The sequence below is a fragment of the Bradyrhizobium sp. BTAi1 genome, assembly GCF_000015165.1.
Lineage (GTDB): Bacteria > Pseudomonadota > Alphaproteobacteria > Rhizobiales > Xanthobacteraceae > Bradyrhizobium > Bradyrhizobium denitrificans.
On sequence record NC_009485.1, the window covers coordinates 3,684,192 to 3,706,332 of the forward strand.

Sequence of the window (22,141 nt, forward strand, 5' to 3'; positions counted from 1 at the left end):
TTGCCGTGGGCTGCCCATGCCGGCCGTGCGGGAACCTGGCGGCGCGCCGGTTGAACTTCAAGGCGGCGCCCACGACTCATGCTGAAACGGCAAGGAGGTGGCGCGGGTGACGACGATGCGAGTTCTGCTGCTGATCATGATCGTTGTGGCCTCAGGCGCTGCGTCCGCCCAAGCTCCCGACCGGAATGCCTGTAACGTCGAGGTCGTGGTCATCGATCCCGATCCCCGCGGCGCGAACGTGCGAGCGGAGCCTGGCGGCAGCATCGTCGCGACGCTGAAGAACCCGACCAGCGACGGCTGGATCCTCGTCCATCTCGCCGCCCAGCAGGGTGACTGGTTCGAGATCGACCGCGCGGTCCTGGTGGAGGCGGACCAGGACAAGCCGATAGTGATCTTCCACGGCAGGGGCTTCATGCACCGGAGCGTCGTCGGCGCCGGCGGCCTGCAGAACGGCACGGCGATCTATCGCGATCATGCCGCATCGAGCGCGAAGCTCGATCCGCATGCCGATGGTGATCAGACGATCGAACTGCTCGGCTGCTTTGGGGAGTTCGCCAAGGTCCGCGCCAAGAAAGGCATTGGCTGGACCCGGCAGCTCTGCACCAACATGGTCACGACATGCTCGTGAACCGGCGCTTGCCGGTTGCTGCCGCGTTGGCCAAGACCCTTGTCAGGCGGCACAACGCGGGTGCTGCAGGCGCTCCAACTCGCGCCGGCACTCGGCCGCGAACTGCCGCAGGCGCTCGATCGTGAGCATGTCGGTGATGCTCCGCTCAAGCCGCTCGGCGCGCGCAATCTGGTCCTCGAGATCCTGCTGCCTGCTCATGTCCCGTCTCCTCGTATGAACAAGTTGATACAAATTGCATCGTTCCGGGGAGGGCAGGATCGTGGTGAATGGGAGGTAAATTGCAGGTGCGGCGCGGGCGCGGAGCTGCCAGTCTCACCTCTGCTCGATCTCGGCCACGGCACCGCCGGTGCGCGTGGCCGGCGCGGCTGGACCAGGATTTTGAACGGTTGGAGGTTTCTGAAAGGTCATGACGTCGACGGCTGACAAAGCAGGCCGCGATGGCTGGCAGCCCGCCGTCAAGGTTACGATCGATCCCTGCCGGCAAGCCCGCTGATCGTCATCCTTGTTGATCGCCGTCCAGATCAGTCCAGCGACACCCAAACAGAGCAGGGGCAATCCACCTAAAATCACCCAACGCACGATCGGCAATCCTTACTCCCTCAGCACTCCTGTGTGGGTGGCATGGTGCGCTGATCGCTGCCAGCAACTTCCGCTGGCGTCCTTAACTGAAGGGAACTATGTGGCGACTTGGCCACGTTCTTATAACTTTTAGTAGTATCGTTCTTCGGCTTTAGTCATATCGGTTGAATCGGGCGCGGGCTGGGCGGATTTGCGACGGTGATGGTCGTTCACCCGGCGTGGCTTGCGCGCACAGACTGTCCAGCCCGCGAACGCAATACGCGTGTAAGACGAATCTGTCGGATATTTACGCTACACGTGTGTTTGTTGTCTGCAGCTATGCCGTGTATGGGTCTGCGTGTCGCGATGCTCCGCAGTCGCCTTTCGCAGCCAGCGGCTGCAGACGCTAGCGCCTCTGCGCCCTTGCACAATGGTCGTGCCAGAACGTCCGATAGGCCTTCTCGACATGCGCGGTGTAGAGCGCGCTGTTGCCGGCGGCCGAATTCAAAACGATTGCGGGCAGGGCGGCGCGGAGCGCCGCAAGCTCGTCAGGACGGGAGCAGAAGTTCAGCGCGGTTGCGAGATAGCCTTCATCATCGTCGGCGACCCATTCGTCGAGGCCGATCGCCGTGAGGATCGCGCCGCCGGCGCGTGCGGCAGGGCCGCTGCCGAGCTTGGCGACGACGGGCACGCCCATCTGCAGCGACTCCCAGGTCGAGATGCCGCCATTTTGCGGGAACGGATCGAGCGAGATGTCGATCTCGGCGAACATCGCAAGGTGCTCCAGGCGCGTCGTCTTTCCTGCACAAATGACCCGGTCCGCGGCAATGCCGTGAGCGACGAAGCGAGCAATTAATCCGTCGCGCAGCAGGGCATCGCCCATCGAATGGTTCTTGACGACGATCATCGAGCCGGGCGTTGCAGCCATCAGCTTCGACCAGAGTCTGAGCGTAGGCTCAGACAGCTTGTCGATGCGATTGAACGCGCCGAAGGTGACGTGGCCGTTCCGAAGCATGGGCAGCGGCGACGGCGGAATTGGCGGCGGCGGTTCGATCGTGATGAGCGACGGCAGGTCGTAGATCCTTTCGGCAAACAGATGCCGGACCGTGGCCGGGATCACCACCGGATCGGCCAGCAGATAGTCCATGACGGGGAGGCCTGTCCCGGTGACGCTGCCGACGGCGGAGACCTGGATGGGGGCGGGCTTGCGCGCAAACATCGTGAGCCGGTGGCCGGCGGAATGTCCCGAGAGGTCGACGAGGATGTCGACCTTGTCGGCCTGGATCTGATCGGCGAGCCTGTCGTCGCTCCACAGCGAGGCATCGACCCAGCGATCGACCAGCGAGCGGCATAGCTCGGTCTTGGCGTCCTTCATCGGCGAACAGGAATACGCCAGGATTTCGAACTTCGTGCGGTCGTGGTGCTGCAGGATCGGCAGGAAGGCGAGCGCCGCCGAATGGTCGCGGAAATCGGACGAGACGTACCCCACGACAAGCCGCCGGTCCGGGTCGAGATCTCGCTTGCCGAGCGAGCGGCGTTCCAATCGCGAGCCGATCGCCTCCCACCAGTATCGCCGGACTTCCTGGAGATGTTCCACCCCGATATCGGGCATGAAATCCAGCGCAAAGATCTTCTTGGTGATCGCGTCCTCATGGTTCGGTCGGATCGCGAGCGCGCGGTCGTAATGTTCGATGGCCGTGGCGATGTCGCCCTGCATCGCAGAGCAGACGCCGAGCAGAGTCCAGGCGATTTCCGAATTCGGGTTCTGTGCCAGCACCTTGTTGATGACGGAGATCGCCAAAGCGAGATTGCCATTGGCGAGGGTCACCGTGGCCTTGCCGCAAAGTGCGGCGTCCAGCAGCGGTTCGAGGGCGAGTGCGGCGTCGAACTCGGCTTCCGCCTCGGTGAACCTGCCCAGCTCTTGATACACCCGCCCGCGCTGGGCGATCACGGCGGCCGCGTTCGGATTGATCGCCAGCGCCGTATTCAGCGCTGCCAGCGCAGCGTCGAAATCGCGCAGGTACATGCTGGCCACGCCCTTGCCGAACAGGGCCGTCAGCAACCGCGGCTGCAGCGAGAGCGCGCGATCGAAGCTCTCGGCGGCCTCACCGTTGCGGCTCGTGAACATCAGCGCCATGCCGCGATTGGCATGGGCCTCGCCATAATCGGGCTTTAGCGCAATGGCGCGGTCATGCGCCGATATCGCCTCCTCGAAACGGAACAGGTTCATCAGCGTATTGCCGAGATGGGTGAGCGCTGCCGGGAAGTTCGGCCTGAGGGCGATGGCGCGCTCGTATCGGGCGCGGGCCTCCTCGTAGCGGCCGAGCCGGAACAGCGCCAGGCCGAGATCCGACTGGGCTTCGGCCGACCGCGGATCGCTCTCGATTGCGCGCGTCAGGACGAGCACCGCCTCGTCGAAACGGCCGCTGTCGCGTTCGGACACGCCGAGCAGATGCAGGGCGCCGAAATGAGAGGGCAGGTCCTGCAGGATCTGCTGGCACAGCGCCTGAGCTTCCGCCTGTCGGCCTTCCCGATAGGCCTTGATGGCGGCCGGCAACAGCGCGTCCGCCTGCTTCTTGGCCCGTTTTTGGAGCCGTGCGTTCTGAAAGGCCCGCGCCCCGACGCTGCTTTGCAAGTGCCGTCCTCCACACACGCGATCCATTGCTCGCAATGGTTGTTCCATTCTTGCCGATTCGCAATGAGCAGACGTTAACGCGCGGACACGCGCGCTGAACGGCGAATGCGCCAGCGAATAAGCGCGCGAAGGGACGTGCTCGCGCCCGCGTCCCGGATCGTTTCATGTATCGAGAAAGCTGCCGCTCTTCAGCCCGGGGCGGCCGACATCAAACTGGCTGGGGAACCTGGATTCGAACCAAGACAAACAGAGTCAGAGTCTGTTGTGCTACCGTTACACCATTCCCCAACGGAATGCCCAGGAGTTTCAAGCAGTTGCTGAACTGTCTGGCACCGTTCTGCGAGCCGACCGGCGAAGCATCGCGGCGGCAGCGACGCGTCCTTCTACCCGCATGTCTCAGGCTTTGGCAAGCCGCTGGATGACGGATTTCCAACGCGTTTGACCGCGCGCGGGCCGGTGTCTCCGCGGGGGCGGGGCAGGATGGCTTCTGCGGCGGCCACCTGTGCCCGTGGGGACGTTGGGCGCGCCGCGTGAAACACCGCGCTTATCGAGCGCTTGCGGTCCCGCGCGGCTTGTGCCAGCGGCGCCGGGGCGCGGCGGTCCCGGGGGCGCCCAGCAAAAGGAGCAGGCAGGCGCCGAGCCGCTCCGCGATCTCGTCGTCATCGATCGACAGCGGGCCCGGGTCGTTGAGGATGGCATTCACCAAGGTGCCGAGCACGACCTGAATGCCGAAGGCGACGGTCCGCCGCTCCTGGGCGGTCGCCGCGCGCCGGCCCGGGGCGCGCGCGCCATGCAGCAAGGGCAGCAGCACCATGGCGGCCCGCTCCGACAGCGCCTGCGCCAGCTCCTTGAAGCCGGTCCAGTTGTTGGCGCCGCTCTCGCTGCGCATCAGGGCGGCGCGCAGCACGCCCTTGTGGCGGCGCATCCACACCACGATGCCGCGGACGAGCTGCAGGCATTGGTCATCCGCCCCGCCGGGCCCGGGAGGGGCCGGCGGCAGCTTCAGCAACTGCTCCCGTCCGTCGCGCAGGGTGAGCGCGAGCAGCGCGTTGAAATAGGCCTCCTTGCTGTCGAACCGGCTGTAGAAGGCGCCGACGGTGGCGCCGATCTGCACGCAAAGCTCGCTAATCGACAACTCCGCCAGGGTGCGGCTGCACAACAGCTCCGCGCCGGCCGCGAGCAGGGCCTGCGTTGTCTCACGGCTGCGCTGCTGCCGCGACGGCGTGACGCCGGGCAGCTCGATCTGGGCGGTGCGGCGGGGCATACCCCTCTCTCCATCTGGAATAAAAATAATAATCATGGTTATCATCTGAGGCAAGCGCGTCCGTGCCGCTCGGTGCGGGCGTTGCCGACCGATGAAAACCTGAAACACAGCCCGCGACGTGCTGCGGCCGGATGCGGGCGAGGGAGGACGTGGCATGAGTGAGGCAGCATTCGCCGGCGCCATCGGCAGAACCGTCGCGAGCTCCAAACCCTGGTGGCCCGCGCCGCCGCGGCCGCCGGCGGGCGCGCCGAACATCCTTGTGGTGCTGTTCGACGATGTCGGATTCTCCGATTTCGGCTGCTACGGCTCGCCGATCCGCACCCCTGCGATCGACGCGCTGGCCGCGCAGGGGCTGCGTTATTCCGGCTTCCACACCACGGCGATGTGCTCAACGACGCGGGCGGCGCTCCTGACAGGCCGCAATCATCATTCGGTCGGCGTCGGCTGTCTCGCCAATTTCGACTCTGGGTATCCTGGTTATCGCGGCAAGATCGCGCGCGAGGCGGGGACCATCGCCGAGATGCTGCGTGCGCATGCCTATCGCAACTACATGGTCGGCAAGTGGCATGTGACGCCGTTGACCGAGAGCGGCGCGACCGGGCCGTTCGACGGCTGGCCGCTCGGCCGTGGCTTCGACCGCTTCTACGGCTTCCTCGATGCCGAGACCGATCAATATGCGCCGGAGCTCGTGCTCGACAACACGCATATCTCGCCGCCCGGCAGCTTCGCCGACGGCTATCATCTGACCGCCGACCTCATCGACCAGGCCATCCGCTTCATCGCCGACCACACGGCCGATCGGCCTGACCTGCCGTGGCTGACCTGGCTCGCCCTCGGCGCCTGCCACGCGCCGCACCAGGCGCCGCGCGACATCATCGAGAGCTATGATGCGGTCTTCGCGCATGGCTGGGACGTCGAGCGCGCGCAACGCCTGGCGCGGCAGAAGGCGATGGGGCTGGTGCCGGAGACGACGGACCTGCCGCCGCGCAATGACGGCGTGAAGGCCTGGGAGACGCATTCGGACGAGGAGCGGCGCGTCTTCACCCGGCTGCAATCGGCCTTCGCCGGCATGCTCGATCATGCCGACCAGCATCTGGCGCGGTTGCTGGCGTTCCTCGACAGGACCGGCCAACGTGACAACACGCTGGTGATCGTGATGTCCGACAATGGCGCCAGCCAGGAGGGCGGACCGCTCGGCTTCGTCAACGCCATGGGACCGTTCAACTTCAAGCCGGAGCCGATCGCCGAGAAACTCGCCCGCATCGACGACATCGGCGGCCCCGACACCCATTCGAATTTCCCGCATGGCTGGGCGATGGCGTCCAACACGCCGCTCCGGCGCTACAAGCAGAACACCCATGGCGGCGGCATCCGCGATCCCTTCATCCTGTCATGGCCGCAACGCATCGCCGCGCAGGGCGAATTGCGCCACCAATTCGTCCATGCCAGCGACCTGGTGCCGACCCTGCTCGACCTGATCGGCATCGCGGCGCCGGCCACGATCGCAGGCGTGCCGCAGATGCCGCTGGAGGGCGTCAGCTTCGCGGCGTCGATCGCGGATGCGACGGCGCCATCGAAGCCGGTGCCGCAATATTTCGAGATGTTCGGGCATCGCGGCCTCTGGCACGACGGCTGGAAGGCGGTCGCCTTTCATCCCCCGGGCACGCCGTTCGACAACGACAAATGGGAGCTGTTTCATCTCGCCGAGGATTTCTCCGAGACGCATGATCTCGCCGCCGCCGAGCCGGAGCGGCTCGCGGCGCTGGTCAAGCTGTGGTGGGAGCAGGCGGAGGCGCATCAGGTGCTGCCGCTCGATGACCGCTTCGGCCCGCGTTTCGCCGAGAACGCCGCACGCTTCCACGGCGCCCGCACGCGCTTCGTGTTTCACGCCGGCATGGGCCATGTGCCGACCGACGTCGCACCCGACGTGCGCAGCCGCGACTACCTGATCGAGGCCCATGTCGAGATCGGACCGGAGGGCGCCGAGGGCGTCCTGATCGCGCATGGCGATGCCACATCGGGCTACAGCCTCTACGTCAAGGACGGCCATCTCGTGCACGATCTCAACATCGGTGGCCGGCACGAGATCGTCAGCTCGACTCGCGCGGTGCCGGCGGGAGCGCATCGCCTCGGCCTGCGGGTCGAGCGTCTCCGGCGCGAGAGCGAGCCTGCCAAGGGCGCGCGCACCGGCTTCAGCCAATACACCTTGCTGATCGACGGCGAAGAGGTCGGCGCGCTGACGACGCAGCTCGCCTTTCACACGCTGATCTCATGGTCGGGACTCGACATCGGCCATGACCGCGGCAGCCCGGTGTCAGACTACACGGCGCCGTTCGCGTTCACCGGCCGGCTGTCGCATGTGACCGTTACAATGCAGAACGAGCAGAGCCTGGATGGCGACAGTGTGGGGCGGGCCGAGATGGCGCGGCAATAAGCCCTGGACCGGAGCGGCGGATTATTCCGCCGCTTCCTTGACCGGGCCGGCCGCCGCAGCATCCGGCTCGTGGTCGATATGCGTGCGGCCCCAGCGGGCGAAGGCGTTGTTGACCTTGTCGAGATACAGATAGACGACCGGCGTCGTGAACAGGGTCAGCATCTGGCTGACGATCAGGCCGCCGACCATGGCATAGCCGAGCGGTTGGCGGATCTCCGAGCCGGTGCCGTTGCCGAGCATCAAGGGCACGCCGCCGAGCAGCGCGGCCATCGTCGTCATCATGATCGGGCGGAAGCGGAGCAGGGCGGCCTGGCGGATCGACTGCTCCGGTGGCAGATGCTGGTCGCGCTCGGCGGCGATGGCGAAGTCGACCATCATGATGCCGTTCTTCTTCACGATGCCAATCAGCAGAATGACGCCGATCAGGGCGATCAGGCTGAAATCGTAGCCGAACGCCATCAGGATCGCGAGCGCGCCGACGCCGGCCGAGGGCAGGGTCGACAGGATCGTGATCGGATGGATGTAGCTCTCGTAGAGGATGCCGAGGATCAGATAGACGACAACGAGCGCTGCAAGGATCAGCAGCGGCACGGTCGACAGCGACTGCTGGAAGGCCTGCGCGGTGCCCTGGAAGCTCGAGTTCAGTGTCGAGGGCGCGCCGAGCTCGACCATCGCGCGCTGCACCGCGTCCGTTGCCTGGCCGAGCGCCACGCCCTGGGCGAGATTGAAGCTGATCGTGATCGACGGGAACTGGCCCTGATGGCTGATCGACAGCGGCCTCACCGGCGCGGTGGTCCAGCTGGCGAAGGTCGAGAGCGGCACCTGGTCGCCGGTGGTCGGCGATTTCACATACAGCTTGTTCAGAGTGTCGAGACTGCCCTGCAGCTCCGGCAGGATCTCCAGGATCACGCGGTAGGAGTTGAGCTGGGTGAAGTACTGCGCCACCTGACGCTGCCCGAACGCATCATAGAGCGTATCGTCGATCAGCTGCGGCGTGATGCCGTAGCGTGAGGCGGTGTCGCGGTTGATCGCGAGCTGCACGGTGGTGCCGTCGGCCTGCTGGTCGGTGGCGACGTCGCGCAGTTGCGGCAGCGAGCGCATCTTCTCCAGGATCTTCGGCGCCCATTCGTTGAGCTCAGCGAGGTTCGGGTCCTGCAAGGTGAACTCGAATTGGGTCCGGGACGGCCGGCCGCCGAGCCGGATGTCCTGTGCCGCCTGCATATAGAGCCGCGCGCCCTCGACCTTCTCGAGCTGCGGCCGGAGGCGGGCGATGATCTGCTGTGCCGTCGCGTCGCGCTCCTCACGCGGCTTCAGGGTGATGAACATGTTGCCGTTGTTGCCGGCGCGGCCGGAGCCGCCAATGTTCATCGCGAGGCTGGCGACGTCATGATCGGCCATCACGATCTTGGCGAGCGCCTCCTGGCGCGACTGCATCGCCTTGAACGAGATGTCCTGCGAGGCTTCCGAGGTCGCGGTGATCAGGCCGACGTCCTGCTGCGGGAAGAAGCCCTTCGGGATCAGGATGAACAGATAGACCGAGAGCCCGAGCGTGGCGAAGAACACCATCAAGGTCGCAAAGCGCCAGCGCAGTGCCAGGTCGAGGCCCTTCTCATAGGCGCGCAGCATCGCGTCGAACGCGGCCTCGCTCCATTGATAGAACTTGCCGTGCTGCGCGGCGTGCTCGTTGCGCAGGAAGCGCGAGGCCATCATCGGCGTGAGCGTCAGCGACACGAACATCGAGACGAAGATGGTCATGGCCAGCACGACCGCGAATTCACGGAACAGGCGGCCGATGATGCCGCCCATCAGCAAAAGCGGGATCAGCACCGCTACCAGCGAGATCGAGATCGAGACAATGGTGAAGCCGATCTCCTTGGCGCCCTTGTAGGCGGCCGCCATCGGCGTCTCGCCCTCCTCCACATAGCGCGAGATGTTCTCGAGCATCACGATGGCGTCGTCGACCACGAAGCCGACGGCAATGGTCAGCGCCATCAGCGAGAGATTGTCCAGCGTATAGCCGACGCCCCACATCATGGCGCAGGCGCCGAGCAGCGCCAGCGGCACCGTGATGGTCGGGATCACGGTGGCCCAGAAGCTGCGCAGGAAGATGAAGATCACCATCACGACCAGGAAAATGGTCAGGATCAAGGTGAACTGGACGTCCTCGACCGCGGCGCGGATCGTGGTGGTGCGGTCGGAGATGACATCGATCTTGATCGCCGGCGGGATTGCCGCGACCAGCCGCGGCAGCAGCCCCTTGATGCGGTCGACGGTCTCGATGACGTTCGCGCCGGGTTGCTTGAAGATCACCAGGAACACGCCGCGCTGGCCGTTGGCCCAGGCCGCCTGCTTGGCATCCTCGGCCGCGGACACCGCCTGTCCGATGTCGCGGATCCGCAGCGGGCCGCCATTGCGGTAGGCGATGATGACGTCGTTCCAGTCCTTCGAGTCGGTCAGCTGGTCGTTGGCGTAGATGGTGTAGGCGCGCCGCTCTCCATCGATATTGCCCTTGGGGGCGTCGACCGTGGTGATCGCGATCTGGCTGCGCACGTCCTCGAGCGACAGGCCCTTGGCGACCAGCTTGGCCGGGTCGATCTGGATGCGGATCGAGGGCTTCTGCTGACCGCCGATGATGACCTGGGCGACGCCCGAAATCTGGCTGATCTGCTGGGCGAGGCCGGCGTCGACCGCGTCGCTGACGGTGGTCAGCGGCAGCGTCTCCGAGGTCGCCGACAAGAGCAGGATCGGGGAATCAGCCGGATTGACCTTGCGATAGGTCGGTGGCGACGGCAGGTTCTTCGGCAACTGGCCTGAGGCGGCGTTGATCGCGCCCTGGACGTCGTTGGCGGCGCCGTCGATGTTGCGGTTGAGGTCGAACTGGATCGTGATCGCAGCGGTGCCCAGGTAGCTGGTCGAGGTCATCTGGGCGATGCCGGGGATCTGGGCGAACTGCCGCTCCAGCGGCTGGGCGACCGAGGTCGCCATGGTCTCGGGGCTGCCGCCGGGCAAATTGGCCGTGACCTGGATGGTCGGGAAGTCGACCTGCGGCAGCGGCGCGACCGGCAGCAGCGGATAGGCGACGAGGCCAATGAACAGGATGCCCGCCATCAGCAGCGAGGTGCCGATGGGGTATTTGATGAAGGGTGCCGAAATGCCGCCGCCGTTCATTCCTGCCGGACCTTAGCTGGTGCCTGCTCCGAGCTGGCCACCGCAGTGGTCACGACCGAGCCTGGCTGCACTTTGAACTGACCGCCGGTGATCACCTGCTGGCCGGGGGTCAGCCCCTCCTCGATGACCGTGCGGCCATCGATCGACGCGCCGACCTTCACCTTGCGCAGCTCGGCCTTGTTGTCCGGGCTCACCGTGTACGAATACAGCCCGCTGGTGGAATGCTGGACCGCGTCATCGGGGACCACCGTCGCGTCCTTGAGCGTCCGCACCAGCAGTCGCGTGGAGACCGATTGACCCGGCCACAGCGCGTGGTCCTTGTTGTCGAACACCGCCTTGAGCCGGATCGTTCCACTTGACGTGTCGACCTGGTTGTTCACGACCATCAGCTTGCCCTCGGCGAGCTGCTTCTTGCCGTCGGTGGTGAACGCGATCACCTTCAAGGGCGCGACCTTCTGCGCCTCGTTGATGTAGGGCAGCTCCCCTTCGGGCGCCGTGAAGATCACCGCGATCGGCTCGATCTGCGCGATCGATACGATCCCCGTCTGGCTCGAGGCGTTGACGATGTTGCCGATATCGACCTGGCGCAGGCCGGCAACGCCGGAGATCGGCGCCTTGACCTGGGTGTAGCTGAGCTGGGTCTGGGCATTGGCGATCGCAGCTTCGTCAGCCGAGATCTGGGCGGTGAGCTGCGCCACGGTGGCGCGCTGGGTATCGGTCTGCTGCCGCGTCGCGAACTCGCCGAGCTTGGTGTAGCGCTGCAGATCGAGATTGGCGTTGTTGAGATTGGCCTCGTCCTGGGCTCGCTTGGCCTTGGCCTGGTCCAATGCAGCCTGGAACGGCCGCGGATCGATCTCGACCAGCAGATCGCCTTCCTTGACGAGCTGGCCCTCGGTGAACCCGATCTTGTCGATCTGGCCGTCGACGCGGGTGCGGACCTGGACGGTATTGAAACCCTGCACGGTGCCCAGGCCGGTCAGGAACACTGGAAAATCGATCCTCTCGACCGGCGCGGTCGATACCCGAACGGCCGGCGGTCGCGCCGATTTCTGTGCCGATGTCTTCTTCGCCGACTCGGCATCCTGATAGCGTTGCCAGCCATAATAGCCGGCGCCGCCGACGGCCGCGACCAGCAGGATCCAGACGATGGTTCGTGATGTCTTCATGCTGGCCCGTATGCTGAGATGAACATGATAACCGGTCTTTAAAACCAATCCCAGCGGCCCAGATATAGTATGCACGCACTTAATGTGTAAACACACGAGGGCGTGGAGAAACCTAAACAATTCGCAAGCTTTCGAGGGACCCGAGGACCGCACGGCCATGCCGCTCGACGAAAGACGTCAGCTCGTTACGCAGCTTGTCGAAAGCTCGCGCATTCTGCGCAACTATATTGATCATCGTGCCAAGCAGCGCGGCACGACGCGCGCGCAATGGGTGGTGCTGTTCCGGCTGCGCGCGCAAGAGGGGCTGTCTCAGGTCGATCTTGCGGATGTGCTGGAGCTGCAGCCGATTTCGCTCGTGCGCCTCTTGGACCGTCTGGTCGAGCAGGGGCTCCTGGAACGGCGTCACGATCCCAAGGATCGGCGTGCGAATCGCGTCTATCTGACCGCGGCCGGCCGCAAGCTCGTCGACGATCTCGACGGTCTGCGCGATGCCATTGCGGCGGACGTGCTGCACGGCATCCCCGACGAGGCCGTCGCGACCAGCCTCGCCACGTTGCGAGAGCTCAAGGAGCGGATCAAACTGCTCTCGGACATCGGCGCGGGAGCCGCCGCCAAATAGCTGAGGTGCGCCGGCCTTCCTGATCTTGAGTTGCCGCGTACCGCAAAAACATCCTGTGTGCGAAGCGCGCTTTGGCCTGATGAGGCGCCGGCATCCGACCGGCCTCGCGCTCCTCCGTTCGGGCCAGACTAGCTGCCACCATGCGATCGCTGATCCCCGGCGGACGCCCGGCGTCGGAGATCCGCACCCGGCCGCCCGTCTTGCGCTGTGTCTGCCGTCGCCCTTGCGCGCCTCCGACCTATTATCGCCGTCTTGTCCCGCCCGATGGGAGCTGATTAGAAGCGGAACGCTCCGGCGGCCGTCGCGGCGCCGTGGGGACCAACCAGAGCAGGGCTTGCGTCGTCCGGACATCCGACGATGCACCATGCAACGACAATCGGATGTGGAGCTGACGATGGAAGAGTTGAACGGGAAGATGCTCGCGTGCCAGATCCTGGTCACCGGGCTGATCGCGCGGGTTGCCAACGAGCAGCGCGATCCCCTGCGCTTTCTCACCGATTTCCGCGACGAGATCAGGGCCGTCGTCAAGGGCGTGCGGATCGCGGGCATCGATGATTCCGAGCGCGTGCGCCACATCGCGGTGCAGACCGTCGACGAGCTGTTCTCGCTGATGAAGCCGCCGAGCAGTGACGAATCGGCGGGACCTGCGATCTGAGGCGCGGACATCCGCGATCAGAGATTCTCCGACAGCGCGAGTCCCCTCGCGCTGTTTTAGAACGATTTCAAGTTACGCCCTGTTGTTAGTTTGGCTTTTTAGAATTGTTTTGATCTGGAACTATTCAAGGCCAGATTAGGGCTCCTCAAATTGACCCTCTGAAACGCGCCCGATACCAACGATACATTGTCGCAACGCGAATGATCCGCGTTCGCGATGTGAATGAAGAAATTTGGGGCGCGTGAAAACAACATGGGACAGGTGAGAGCACCGCGTTCGCTGCGGGCAGGCGCAGCGTTGAAGTTCATTGACGGACGGGGAGAGGGGCCGTTCGTCACCAAAGTATCGGCCGTCGCTGGATTGATGGCGGTGGCGTCGGTGTCGTCGGCCGAGGCGCAGCCCGCATCCGATCTGCCGCCGGTCAATGTCGATGCGCCGATCGCGCGCGCCAAGCCGACCGCCTCCAAGCCGACCGCCGAGCAGGTCCGCGCGCGCAATGCCCTGCGCCGCGCGGCGCGTCAGCAGGGCGCGCAGCAGGCGGCCGTGGCGTTCCCGAACGCCGGCGGGCTCGCCGCGCCCGATGCCAACCCCTATGCGGACGCGGCCGAGCCCTACAAGGTCAACCGCGTCCAGGCGTCGGGCAAGTTTCCCGAACCGCTCCTCAACACGCCGAAGACCATCACGGTGATGAGCAAGGAAGTTCTGCAGGACAAGCACGTTACCGCGCTGAAGGAGATCGGCCGTTCGACGGCCGGCGTCACGCTCGGCTCGGGCGAGGGCGGCAACGCATTCGGCGACCGCTTCTTCATCCGTGGTTTCGATGCCCGCAATGACGTCTTCATCGACGGCATCCGCGATCCCGCAGTGTCGATCCGCGAGAACTTCTTCACCGAGCAGATCGAGATCCTGCGCGGCCCGGCCTCGTCCTATGCCGGACGCGGCACCGCCGGCGGCGCCATCAACATCGTCACCAAGCAGGCCGGCGACACCAACTTCAAGCGGATGGATACCGAGTTCGGCACCGACCAGCAGAAGCGGGTGACGCTGGATGTCAACCAGACGATCTCGCCGACCTTCTCGGTGCGCACCGGCGGGCTGTTCCAGGACTCCAACGTCGCGGGCCGCAACTACGTCACCGATGATCGCTGGGGCGCCTTCCTCTCGACCAAGTGGACCCCGATCGACGATCTCAAGATCACGACGAACTACGTCCACACCGATCTTTCCGGTTATCCCGATTTCGGCGTGCCCTATTACAAGCAGGGCAATGTGCCGGTGACCTCGGCCGGCATTCCGCGCGGTACATGGTACGGCTTCCTCAACCGCGACTTCCAGACGGCCCGGCAGGATTTCGGCACGGCCGCGGCTGAGTACAAGGTCAACGAGGCGATCACTCTCACGAGCAAGTTCCGCGGCGAGCACTCGCTGCTCAACTATATCGGTACGCTGCCACAGAACCCGAACACGACCAGCCCGAACCCGCTGCTCTGGACGACGACGGCGAGCGCGCAGAGCCGCTATCAGACCGTCGACGTCTGGGCCAACCAGAACGACGCGACGTTCAAGCTCGATACCGGCGGCATCAAGCACACCGCGGTGCTCGGCACCGAGTTCTCCAACGAGAACATCTCGATTGATCGCTACACCGGCCTGTCGTCCGAATTGTTCGGCGGCGGCTCGACCAGCACGGGTGCGGTCACCGGCGTCAACGTCTATTCGCCGCAGTACACCAACATCCCGTTCAGCATCACGCCGTCGCTGGTCGGCAATCCCACCCGGTACGGGGTCAACACCAACAGTGTCTATGTGATGGACACGGCGAACTGGCGGGACACGCTCATCCTGAACGGCGGCGTACGCTATGACGGCTACAACATGAGCTCGTCGACCAATTCGCCGAAATACCTCAAGATGAATGCCGATCTGGTCAACTACAATGTCGGCCTGGTCTACAAGCCGATGCCGATCGGCAGCCTCTATGCGGCCTATGCGACCTCGGCCAATCCGTTCGGCTCCGAGCTCGACGCCACCGGCACCGATTATGGCGGTGTGCCGGCCAATACCGCGATCCTGCTCGGGCCGGAGCGCAACAAGGCGGCCGAGCTCGGCACCAAATGGGAGCTCGTCGATCGTCATCTGCTGGTCTCGGCGGCGCTGTTCCAGACCACCAAGGACAATGCCCGCGAGACCGTCAACGGCCTGCTCACCTCGGGCGCGGCCTACCGCATCCAGGGCATCGACATCGAGGCGGAAGGCAAGCTTACCGACCGCTGGAGCATCTTCGGCGGCCTGGTGCTGATGCAGTCGAAGGTCACGCAGAGCGGCGTCGCCTCGAATATCGGCCTGCAACTCGCCAACATCGCGCACCAGTCCTTCAGCATGCTATCGAAATACAAGCTCGACAGCGGCTGGGAGATCGGCGGCCAGGCGGTCTACCGCTCCAAGGTCTATGGCGGCACCTTCGCGGCCAACACCGGCAACGAGCTGCCGAGCTACTGGCGCTTCGACGCCTTCGTCGAGAAGCAGATCGACAAGAACTGGACGATGAAGCTCTACGCGCAGAACCTGACCAACAAGCTGTATTACGACACGCTGTATCGGAGCGCGGTGCCGTTCGTCGCCGTCGCGCCGGGCCGCGCCTTCTACATCATCACGACTGCGAAGTTCTGATCATGCTGATCTGCATCCCCGACGTTCTGTCCAAGGACGAGGTCGCCGAGTTCCGCCGCATCATGGATGCGGCGGAGTGGGAGGACGGCCGGTCGACCGCCGGGGCGCAATCGGCCATGGTCAAGCGCAACGAGCAGTTGCCACCCGACGGCGAGGCGGCGCGGATGCTGGGCCAGCGCATCATCACGGCGCTGACCAGGAATCCGCGCTTCCTCTCGGCGGCGGTCCCGCTGCAGATCTTTCCGCCCTTGTTCAATCGCTATACCGCCTCGCGCGGCGACCATTTCGGCATCCATGTCGACAATGCCGTGCGCGGCGATCCGTTGACGGGGCTGCGCATCCGCACCGACCTGTCAATGACCTTGTTCCTGGCCGAGCCCGACACCTATGACGGTGGCGAACTCGTGATCGAGGACACTTACGGCTCGCACGAAGTCAAGTTGCCGGCCGGGCACGCGGTGCTGTATCCGTCATCGAGCCTTCACATGGTCACGCCGGTGACGCGCGGCGCCCGGGTCGCCTCTTTTTTCTGGATGCAGAGCATGATACGGGATGCCCACGTCCGGAGCATGATCTTCGATCTGGACACGGCGATCCAGAGTTTGACGGAACGCCTCGGGAGGGACGATCCCGATGCGGTCAAGCTCACCGGCATCTACCACAATCTGATCCGGCAATGGGCCGAGGTTTAGCGGGCCGAGATATGATGACATCGTTCCTCGTTAGGTTTGCAATCGTCCTGTCATTTCTGACTGTGTCAGCCGTGGCGCCCGCGGGCGCCCAGCAGGTCACCCAGCCCCCGGCGGCATCGACCGATGTGTCTGTCCAGGCGCCGACCACGCCACAGCCTGCCGCGATGCAGGCGGCCACGGCGCCGTCCGCCACGGCGGTGACCGGCGAGGGCGCACGGGGTGGTAAGGCGATTGCCACCGGTCTCGACGAGTTGTCGCCCTGGGGCATGTTCCTCAAGGCCGACATTGTCGTCAAAGCGGTCATGATCGCGCTGGCGCTGGCGTCGGTCGCGAGCTGGACCATCCTGATCGCGAAAAGCATCGAGTTCTCCATCTTGCGCCGCAAGCTCGGCGGCGCCCTGCGCAAGCTCACGGCGGCGAAGTCGCTGGCCGAGGCGCAGCTTGCGCTTGGCAATGGCAGGAACGTCGCCGCGGTGCTGCTTCAGGCGGCACTGACCGAGGCGCGTCTGTCGGCCGGGCTCGGCAGCGACGAGGGCATCAAGGAGCGGGCGGCCTCGAGCTTCGCCGAGATCGTCCGCGCCGAGGGGCGGCGGGTGCGCACCGGCATGGGTCTGCTCGCGACGGTCGGTGCGATCTCGCCCTTCGTCGGTCTGTTCGGCACCGTCTGGGGCATCATGAACAGCTTCATCGGCATTTCCAAATCGCAGACCACCAATCTCGCGGTGGTCGCGCCGGGCATTGCCGAGGCGCTGCTGGCGACCGCGATCGGCCTTGCCGCCGCGATCCCCGCCGTCATCATCTACAATCACTTTTCGCGCGTCACGAAGGGCTATCTCGAGCTGGTGAGCCGCGCCTCGGGCGCTGCCGGCCGGCTGCTGTCGCGCGATCTCGATCGCGACTCCCGCGATCTCGATCGCAGCCACATCAGCGTCCACGCGCGTGCGGCGGAGTAGCAGGCGATGGCCGTCTCGCTCTCCGAAGGCGATCTCGACGACGATTTCGACGAGACCCACGACATCAACGTGACGCCCTTCATCGACGTCATCCTGGTGCTGCTCATCATCTTCATGGTGGCGGCGCCACTGTCGACCGTCGATCTGCCGATCGACCTGCCGTCGTCGAGCGCGCAGCCGCAGAAGAAGCCGGACAAGCCGACTTATGTGTCGATCAAGCCGGATCTGGGCCTTGCGATCGGAGAAAATCTCGTCAAGCGGGTCGATCTCGTGCGTGAGCTCGATGCGATGCCGGAGGCGAGCAAGGACCGTCCGATCTTCCTGCGCGCCGACAAGCAGGTGCCCTATGGCGAGCTGATGGGGGTGCTGGAGCTGCTGCGGGCCGGCGGCTACACCAAGATCAAGCTGGTGGCCTTGGAAGCGCCGCCGGCCGCGGCGACCGGACTGCCGGCCGCGACACCGCCCGCCCAGCCGTGAGGATCGAGACGGCAGCCATGAGCGATCTCGACACCGGACATGCCAGCTCGAGCCGCCTGTGGCTGCTTGCGACCGTCGCCGCCGTGGCGCTGCATCTCGGCGGAGCCGCGCTCGCGCTCACCAGTTTCAAGAACGACGAGGATGCGGGCGGCCTGGGCGCGGCGGGCGCGGAGGTCATCGACATCGACATGGGCTCGCCGAAGGTCGACAACGACGAGGTGCCGGTCGGACAGGACGCTCCGTTACAGAACGCCGCTCCGGAGATGCAGGAGCAGAAGGCCGAGGTCGAGCAGACCGACCTGCCGAAGGACGTGCCGACCACGACCGAGGAGGCGGACCGCGAGGTCACAACCTCCGACGTGAAGAAGCCGACCGAGGAGCAGAAGGTCGCGACAGTCCAGACCCAAGCGTCTGAAGCGCAGGAGTCTTCGCAGGAAAGTGCGCGCAAGTCGCTCGACGATAAGGCGCCGGAGTCCGAGAAGACCAAGGCGCCCAATGTCGGTATCGGCAAGGACCGCGACAAGCTGACGGCGAATTGGGGCCGCAAGATCAGCGCCTATTTCGAGCTGCACAAGAAGTATCCTGCCGGAAGGAAGAGCGCGGCGCAGCTCAAGCTCTCGGTCCTGCTCAATCGGCTGGGTCGCGTCGTGACCGTCGATGTGAAGGAATCGTCCGGGGATGCCGAGTTCGATCAGGCGGCCATCGCGATGGTTCGTCGGTCCGACCCCGTGCCGCGTCCGCCGGCCGGGCTGACCGACGACGAATTTGCGTTCACCTTGCCGGTGAAGTTCAATCCGCCTAAATGAGCTGGCCGGCTCGGCCGGCTGCTACGGCCAGTACAGTTTGATCCCGACAAACAGCACGCAGAGCGCGATGAAGATCAGCGCCACCGGCATCTTTCGCGGCGTGGACCGACCGGTCTGCGCCGTCTTTGGCTTGGGCGGGAGCCTGCGGAAGGCGGTCACATTGTCGGTGACGGGCTCGGCCTTGACCGGCTTCACCTCCGGCGGTGCGCCGCCGCCGCCCATCTCGGCATAATAGGCCTTGTACATCTCGCGGATGGTGGCCTCGGTCGCCTCGTGCTCCGACATCTCGTTGAGGCGAGTCTTGTAGCTCGCCAGGAATTCCTGCGCGGCCGGCGGCAGGCCGGAGGCGCCGTTCAGCTTGGCGATCATCTTCCAGGTCGCGAAATCGGCGCGGGCGCGCGTGTCGGCACGGCGCGCAATCATCATGTCAGCGGCTTTGACCAAGACTGCCTCGGAGCTCGTTTACCATCCCTGATGCGGAGACTTATGCATTGCCTGTCAATAACAGAAGCAGCTGCTTGAGAGAATCGGTCGTGGCGCGGAGCAGCCCTGACACAAGATCAAGATTAAGACCGAACTGGGAGCCCGCGAGCGGCAGCAGGATCAGAAAACCGATCAGAATCAGCATGCCATAGGGTTCCAGGCGGGCAAACGGGCGCGCCAGCACCGCTGGCAGCAGGCCGACCGCCACCCGGCCGCCGTCGAGCGGCGGTATCGGCAGCATATTGAAAACCGCGAGCAGGATGTTGAACGAAAAGGCATTGAGCAGATTATGGGCAACCCATTGCGCGCCAGCCGCCGGGACCAGTGGCAGCACGTGGAATGCCAGCGCCGCGGCCAGCGCCAGCGCGATATTGGTCGCCGGGCCGGCCAGCGCGACCATGACCATGCCGGCGCGCAGCGGCTGAAGATTGCGGAAATTGACCGGGACCGGCTTGGCGTAGCCGAACAGGAAGGGGGAGCCGGAGAGCAACAGCATCCCTGGCAGCAGGATCGTCCCGAACGGATCGATGTGCTTCAGCGGGTTGAAGCTGACGCGACCGAGTCGCAATGCGGTCTCGTCGCCGAAGCGCCAGGCCACGAAGGCGTGGGCGGCCTCATGAAAGGTGATGGCGACGATGATCGGCAGGATCCAGACGGAGACGCCGTAAAGGGAGATGTTCAATGAGAGGGTTCCGGAGGGACTTTTCCCTTAAATAGGGATTGCGGTTCCCCGATGCTACGCAGGATTCTCCGGAAATTGCGGCAGGCCGTCATTGAGCGAGACCCAGCCGATCTTGGCCGATACCCAGATGTGCTCCGTGGGCGCGAAGACATTGGGATCGTCGAAGCAGGCCAGCGCGACCCCGACCACCGGGCGGGTGTTGCGCCAGGAGAACAGCCGAGTGCCGCAACGCGGGCAGAACATCCGGTCGAGCGCGTCGGAGGAGGGGAAGCGCGCGGCTTCACCCTGGATCGTCAGCGCATCGTGGGCAAACAGTGCGCGGGCGAAGAAGGGCGATCCCATCGCCTTCTGGCAGTTGCGGCAGTGGCAGACGCGCACATTGATCGGCTCGCCCTCGCAGGCAAAGCGCACCGCTCCGCAGAGGCAGCCGCCGTAATGGATCATCGTGAGAGCATCCTCTTACACCAGTCCCTGGACGACCGCGTCGCGCGAGGGCGGGGCGCCGGCCGCAGCGAACGAGCCTTCGGACCACGATCTTCGGAAAGCCGCCTCCCACGGATCCGGATCATGCCCGTGGCTCTAATACGTCGCCCGCCCGCCGGAAATGTCGAACACGGCGCCGGTCGAGAACGAGCACTCGTCCGAGGCGAGCCACGCCACCAGCGCCGCGAGCTCTTCGACCAGGACGAACCGGCCCTTCGGAATCTTGGACAGCATGAAATTGATGTGCGCTTCGGTCATCTGGTCGAAGATCGCCGTCTTCGCCGCGGCCGGCGTCACCGCGTTCACCGTGATGTTCTGCTGCGCCAGCTCCTTGCCGAGCGACTTGGTCAGCGCGATCAGTCCCGCTTTCGACGCCGAATAATGCGCGGCGTTCGGGTTGCCTTCCTTGCCGGCGATCGAGGCGATGTTGACGATGCGGCCATAGCCCTGCTTCAGCATGACCGGCACGATCGCCTTGGCGCAGATGAAGGGGCCGTCGAGATTGATGCGCAGCACCTTGCGCCATTCCTCGAGGTCAGTCTCCCATACCGTCTTGTTGACCCCGGCGATGCCGGCATTGTTGACCAGGATGTCGATGGTGCCGAACGCGGCCAGCGTGGCGTCGCGGGCCTTCTCCACCGCTGCTGGATCAGTGACGTCGACCTGCAGCGCCAGCACCTCGGGGCCGATCTCCTTCGCCGTCTTTTCGGCCAGCGCGATATCATGGTCCCAGATCGCGACCTTGGCGCCGGACGCCTTGAAGCGCTCGGTGATCGCGCGACCGAATCCTTGCGCGCCACCCGTGACCACGGCGCAGCGATGGGCGAGGTCGATGTGGTTCATCGTTAGACTCCCGTTTTACTCCTCATGGTGAGGAGCGCGTGAGCGTGTCTCGAACCATAAGGCCCCGAGACATCCGGGCCTCATCCTTCGAGACGCCGCTGCGCGGCTCCTCAGGATGAGGAGAAGCTACAACGTCCAGCCGCCGTCGATCGTATGCGCCACGCCGGTCGTGAACGCGCTCTCGTCGCTGGCGAGATAGACAGCGAGATGCGCGATCTCCTCGGCGGTGCCGAGCCGGCCCATCGGCTGGCGCGAGATGAACATATCGAGCCCGTTCGGCCCGGCCGACGCGGCGCGACCGAGCATCGATGGCGTTTCGATCGTGCCCGGGCAGATGCAGTTGCAGCGGATCTTCTTGGCCACGAAATCCGCCGCGACCGAGCGCGTCAATGCCGCAACGGCGGCCTTGGTCGCGCCATAGACGTAGCGGTTCGGTGCCGCCTTGAACACACCGGCGGCGGAGGCGATGTTGACGATGGCGCCGCCGCCCTGGTCGAGCATCTTCGGCAGGAAGGCGCGGATGGTGCGATGCATCGACTTGACGTTCAGGTCGAAGGAGAAGTCCCAGTCATCGTCGGAGCAGTCGAGAATGGTGCCGTTGTGCACGAAGCCGGCGGCATTGAGCAGGATCTCGACCTTGCCGACCCGATCGGCCATCGCATTGACCGCCGCCGTGCTGCGAACGTCGAGCGTCGCCACCTCGGCGATGCCCTCGCTCTTCAGCGTCGCAAGACCCTTCTCGTCGATGTCGGTGGCGAACACGGTCGCGCCTTGCCGCGCGAAGGCGATCGCGCAGGCGCGACCGATGCCGGCAGCAGCGGCGGTGACGAAGGCGCGTTTGCCCTTGAGGCGGTCGGACATGGGGTCTCCCTGAGATGGCTTGGTGTCTCGGCTTCATTGCGAGGAGCGAAGCGACGAAGCAATC

General features: G+C 65.1%; 20 protein-coding genes and 1 tRNA gene. 9 read left to right on the plus strand and 12 right to left on the minus strand.

All coding sequences use genetic code 11. From position 1 onward, the window contains the following. Positions 1-115: 115 nt before the first annotated feature. A complete protein-coding gene (locus BBTA_RS16515; protein ID WP_041751477.1) occupies positions 116-628 on the plus strand; it encodes a hypothetical protein in 513 nt (170 codons plus the stop codon). Positions 629-670: 42 nt separating this feature from the next. Here the strand turns inward: BBTA_RS16515 and BBTA_RS40750 are convergent, their stop codons facing one another. The 5 genes from BBTA_RS40750 to BBTA_RS16535 form a co-directional block, all read right to left on the minus strand. Then, positions 671-826: a hypothetical protein gene (locus BBTA_RS40750; protein ID WP_168167898.1), complete on the minus strand. Its 156-nt coding sequence runs from the start codon at positions 824-826 to the stop codon at positions 671-673. A gap of 114 nt (positions 827-940) precedes the next feature. Next, positions 941-1,216, minus strand: a complete 276-nt coding sequence (locus BBTA_RS16520; protein WP_148221455.1) for a hypothetical protein — start codon at positions 1,214-1,216, stop codon at positions 941-943. Between the two features lie 376 nt (positions 1,217-1,592). Continuing rightward, complete coding sequence (locus tag BBTA_RS16525) at positions 1,593-3,821, minus strand: tetratricopeptide repeat protein (protein ID WP_012043636.1); 2,229 nt, start codon at positions 3,819-3,821, stop codon at positions 1,593-1,595. Positions 3,822-4,035: 214 nt separating this feature from the next. After that, positions 4,036-4,109, minus strand: a tRNA-Gln gene (locus tag BBTA_RS16530). A 256-nt stretch (positions 4,110-4,365) separates the two neighbouring features. Beyond that, entirely contained in the window at positions 4,366-5,085 is a 720-nt protein-coding gene (locus tag BBTA_RS16535; protein WP_012043637.1) for a TetR/AcrR family transcriptional regulator, read from the minus strand. A 154-nt stretch (positions 5,086-5,239) separates the two neighbouring features. Here BBTA_RS16535 and BBTA_RS16540 point away from each other — a divergent pair, with 154 nt between their 5' ends. After that, positions 5,240-7,519 carry an arylsulfatase gene (locus BBTA_RS16540; protein WP_012043638.1) on the plus strand — a complete coding sequence of 760 codons (2,280 nt, stop codon included), beginning with the start codon at positions 5,240-5,242 and terminating at the stop codon, positions 7,517-7,519. Positions 7,520-7,540: 21 nt separating this feature from the next. Here the strand turns inward: BBTA_RS16540 and BBTA_RS16545 are convergent, their stop codons facing one another. Further along, positions 7,541-10,687 carry an efflux RND transporter permease subunit gene (locus BBTA_RS16545; RefSeq protein ID WP_012043639.1) on the minus strand — a complete coding sequence of 1,049 codons (3,147 nt, stop codon included), beginning with the start codon at positions 10,685-10,687 and terminating at the stop codon, positions 7,541-7,543. Next, on the minus strand, positions 10,684-11,853 hold the full coding sequence (locus BBTA_RS16550) for an efflux RND transporter periplasmic adaptor subunit (RefSeq protein WP_012043640.1): 1,170 nt from the start codon (positions 11,851-11,853) through the stop codon (positions 10,684-10,686). Before BBTA_RS16550 ends, BBTA_RS16545 begins: the two co-directional genes overlap by 4 nt. 157 nt (positions 11,854-12,010) lie before the next feature. On the opposite strand from BBTA_RS16550, the gene BBTA_RS16555 reads away from it, so the two are divergent. From BBTA_RS16555 to BBTA_RS16585, 7 genes are all read left to right on the plus strand, one after another. Next, positions 12,011-12,472: a MarR family winged helix-turn-helix transcriptional regulator gene (locus tag BBTA_RS16555; protein ID WP_012043641.1), complete on the plus strand. Its 462-nt coding sequence runs from the start codon at positions 12,011-12,013 to the stop codon at positions 12,470-12,472. Between the two features lie 394 nt (positions 12,473-12,866). Further along, positions 12,867-13,127 carry a hypothetical protein gene (locus BBTA_RS16560; RefSeq protein ID WP_012043642.1) on the plus strand — a complete coding sequence of 87 codons (261 nt, stop codon included), beginning with the start codon at positions 12,867-12,869 and terminating at the stop codon, positions 13,125-13,127. Between the two features lie 252 nt (positions 13,128-13,379). Continuing rightward, positions 13,380-15,797 (plus strand): TonB-dependent siderophore receptor, encoded by a 2,418-nt coding sequence (locus tag BBTA_RS16565; protein ID WP_012043643.1) that lies wholly within the window; start codon positions 13,380-13,382, stop codon positions 15,795-15,797. A gap of 2 nt (positions 15,798-15,799) precedes the next feature. Continuing rightward, entirely contained in the window at positions 15,800-16,489 is a 690-nt protein-coding gene (locus BBTA_RS16570; protein WP_012043644.1) for a Fe2+-dependent dioxygenase, read from the plus strand. An 11-nt stretch (positions 16,490-16,500) separates the two neighbouring features. Next, entirely contained in the window at positions 16,501-17,442 is a 942-nt protein-coding gene (exbB, locus tag BBTA_RS16575) for a tonB-system energizer ExbB (protein ID WP_012043645.1), read from the plus strand. A gap of 6 nt (positions 17,443-17,448) precedes the next feature. After that, positions 17,449-17,919: a TonB system transport protein ExbD gene (gene exbD, locus BBTA_RS16580; RefSeq protein WP_012043646.1), complete on the plus strand. Its 471-nt coding sequence runs from the start codon at positions 17,449-17,451 to the stop codon at positions 17,917-17,919. Between the two features lie 17 nt (positions 17,920-17,936). After that, positions 17,937-18,725: a TonB family protein gene (locus BBTA_RS16585; RefSeq protein WP_041750693.1), complete on the plus strand. Its 789-nt coding sequence runs from the start codon at positions 17,937-17,939 to the stop codon at positions 18,723-18,725. 21 nt (positions 18,726-18,746) lie between these two features. On the opposite strand, the gene BBTA_RS16590 is transcribed toward BBTA_RS16585, so the two are convergent. The 5 genes from BBTA_RS16590 to BBTA_RS16610 all read right to left on the minus strand — a co-directional run bounded on the left by BBTA_RS16590 (position 18,747) and on the right by BBTA_RS16610 (position 22,077). Continuing rightward, a complete protein-coding gene (locus BBTA_RS16590; protein WP_012043648.1) occupies positions 18,747-19,151 on the minus strand; it encodes a hypothetical protein in 405 nt (134 codons plus the stop codon). A gap of 58 nt (positions 19,152-19,209) precedes the next feature. After that, on the minus strand, positions 19,210-19,890 hold the full coding sequence (locus tag BBTA_RS16595) for a site-2 protease family protein (RefSeq protein WP_012043649.1): 681 nt from the start codon (positions 19,888-19,890) through the stop codon (positions 19,210-19,212). A 54-nt stretch (positions 19,891-19,944) separates the two neighbouring features. Next, positions 19,945-20,334 (minus strand): GFA family protein, encoded by a 390-nt coding sequence (locus BBTA_RS16600; protein WP_012043650.1) that lies wholly within the window; start codon positions 20,332-20,334, stop codon positions 19,945-19,947. A gap of 135 nt (positions 20,335-20,469) precedes the next feature. Further along, entirely contained in the window at positions 20,470-21,216 is a 747-nt protein-coding gene (locus BBTA_RS16605; protein WP_012043651.1) for an SDR family NAD(P)-dependent oxidoreductase, read from the minus strand. A 126-nt stretch (positions 21,217-21,342) separates the two neighbouring features. Then, on the minus strand, positions 21,343-22,077 hold the full coding sequence (locus BBTA_RS16610; RefSeq protein WP_012043652.1) for an SDR family oxidoreductase: 735 nt from the start codon (positions 22,075-22,077) through the stop codon (positions 21,343-21,345). Positions 22,078-22,141: the final 64 nt, after the last annotated feature.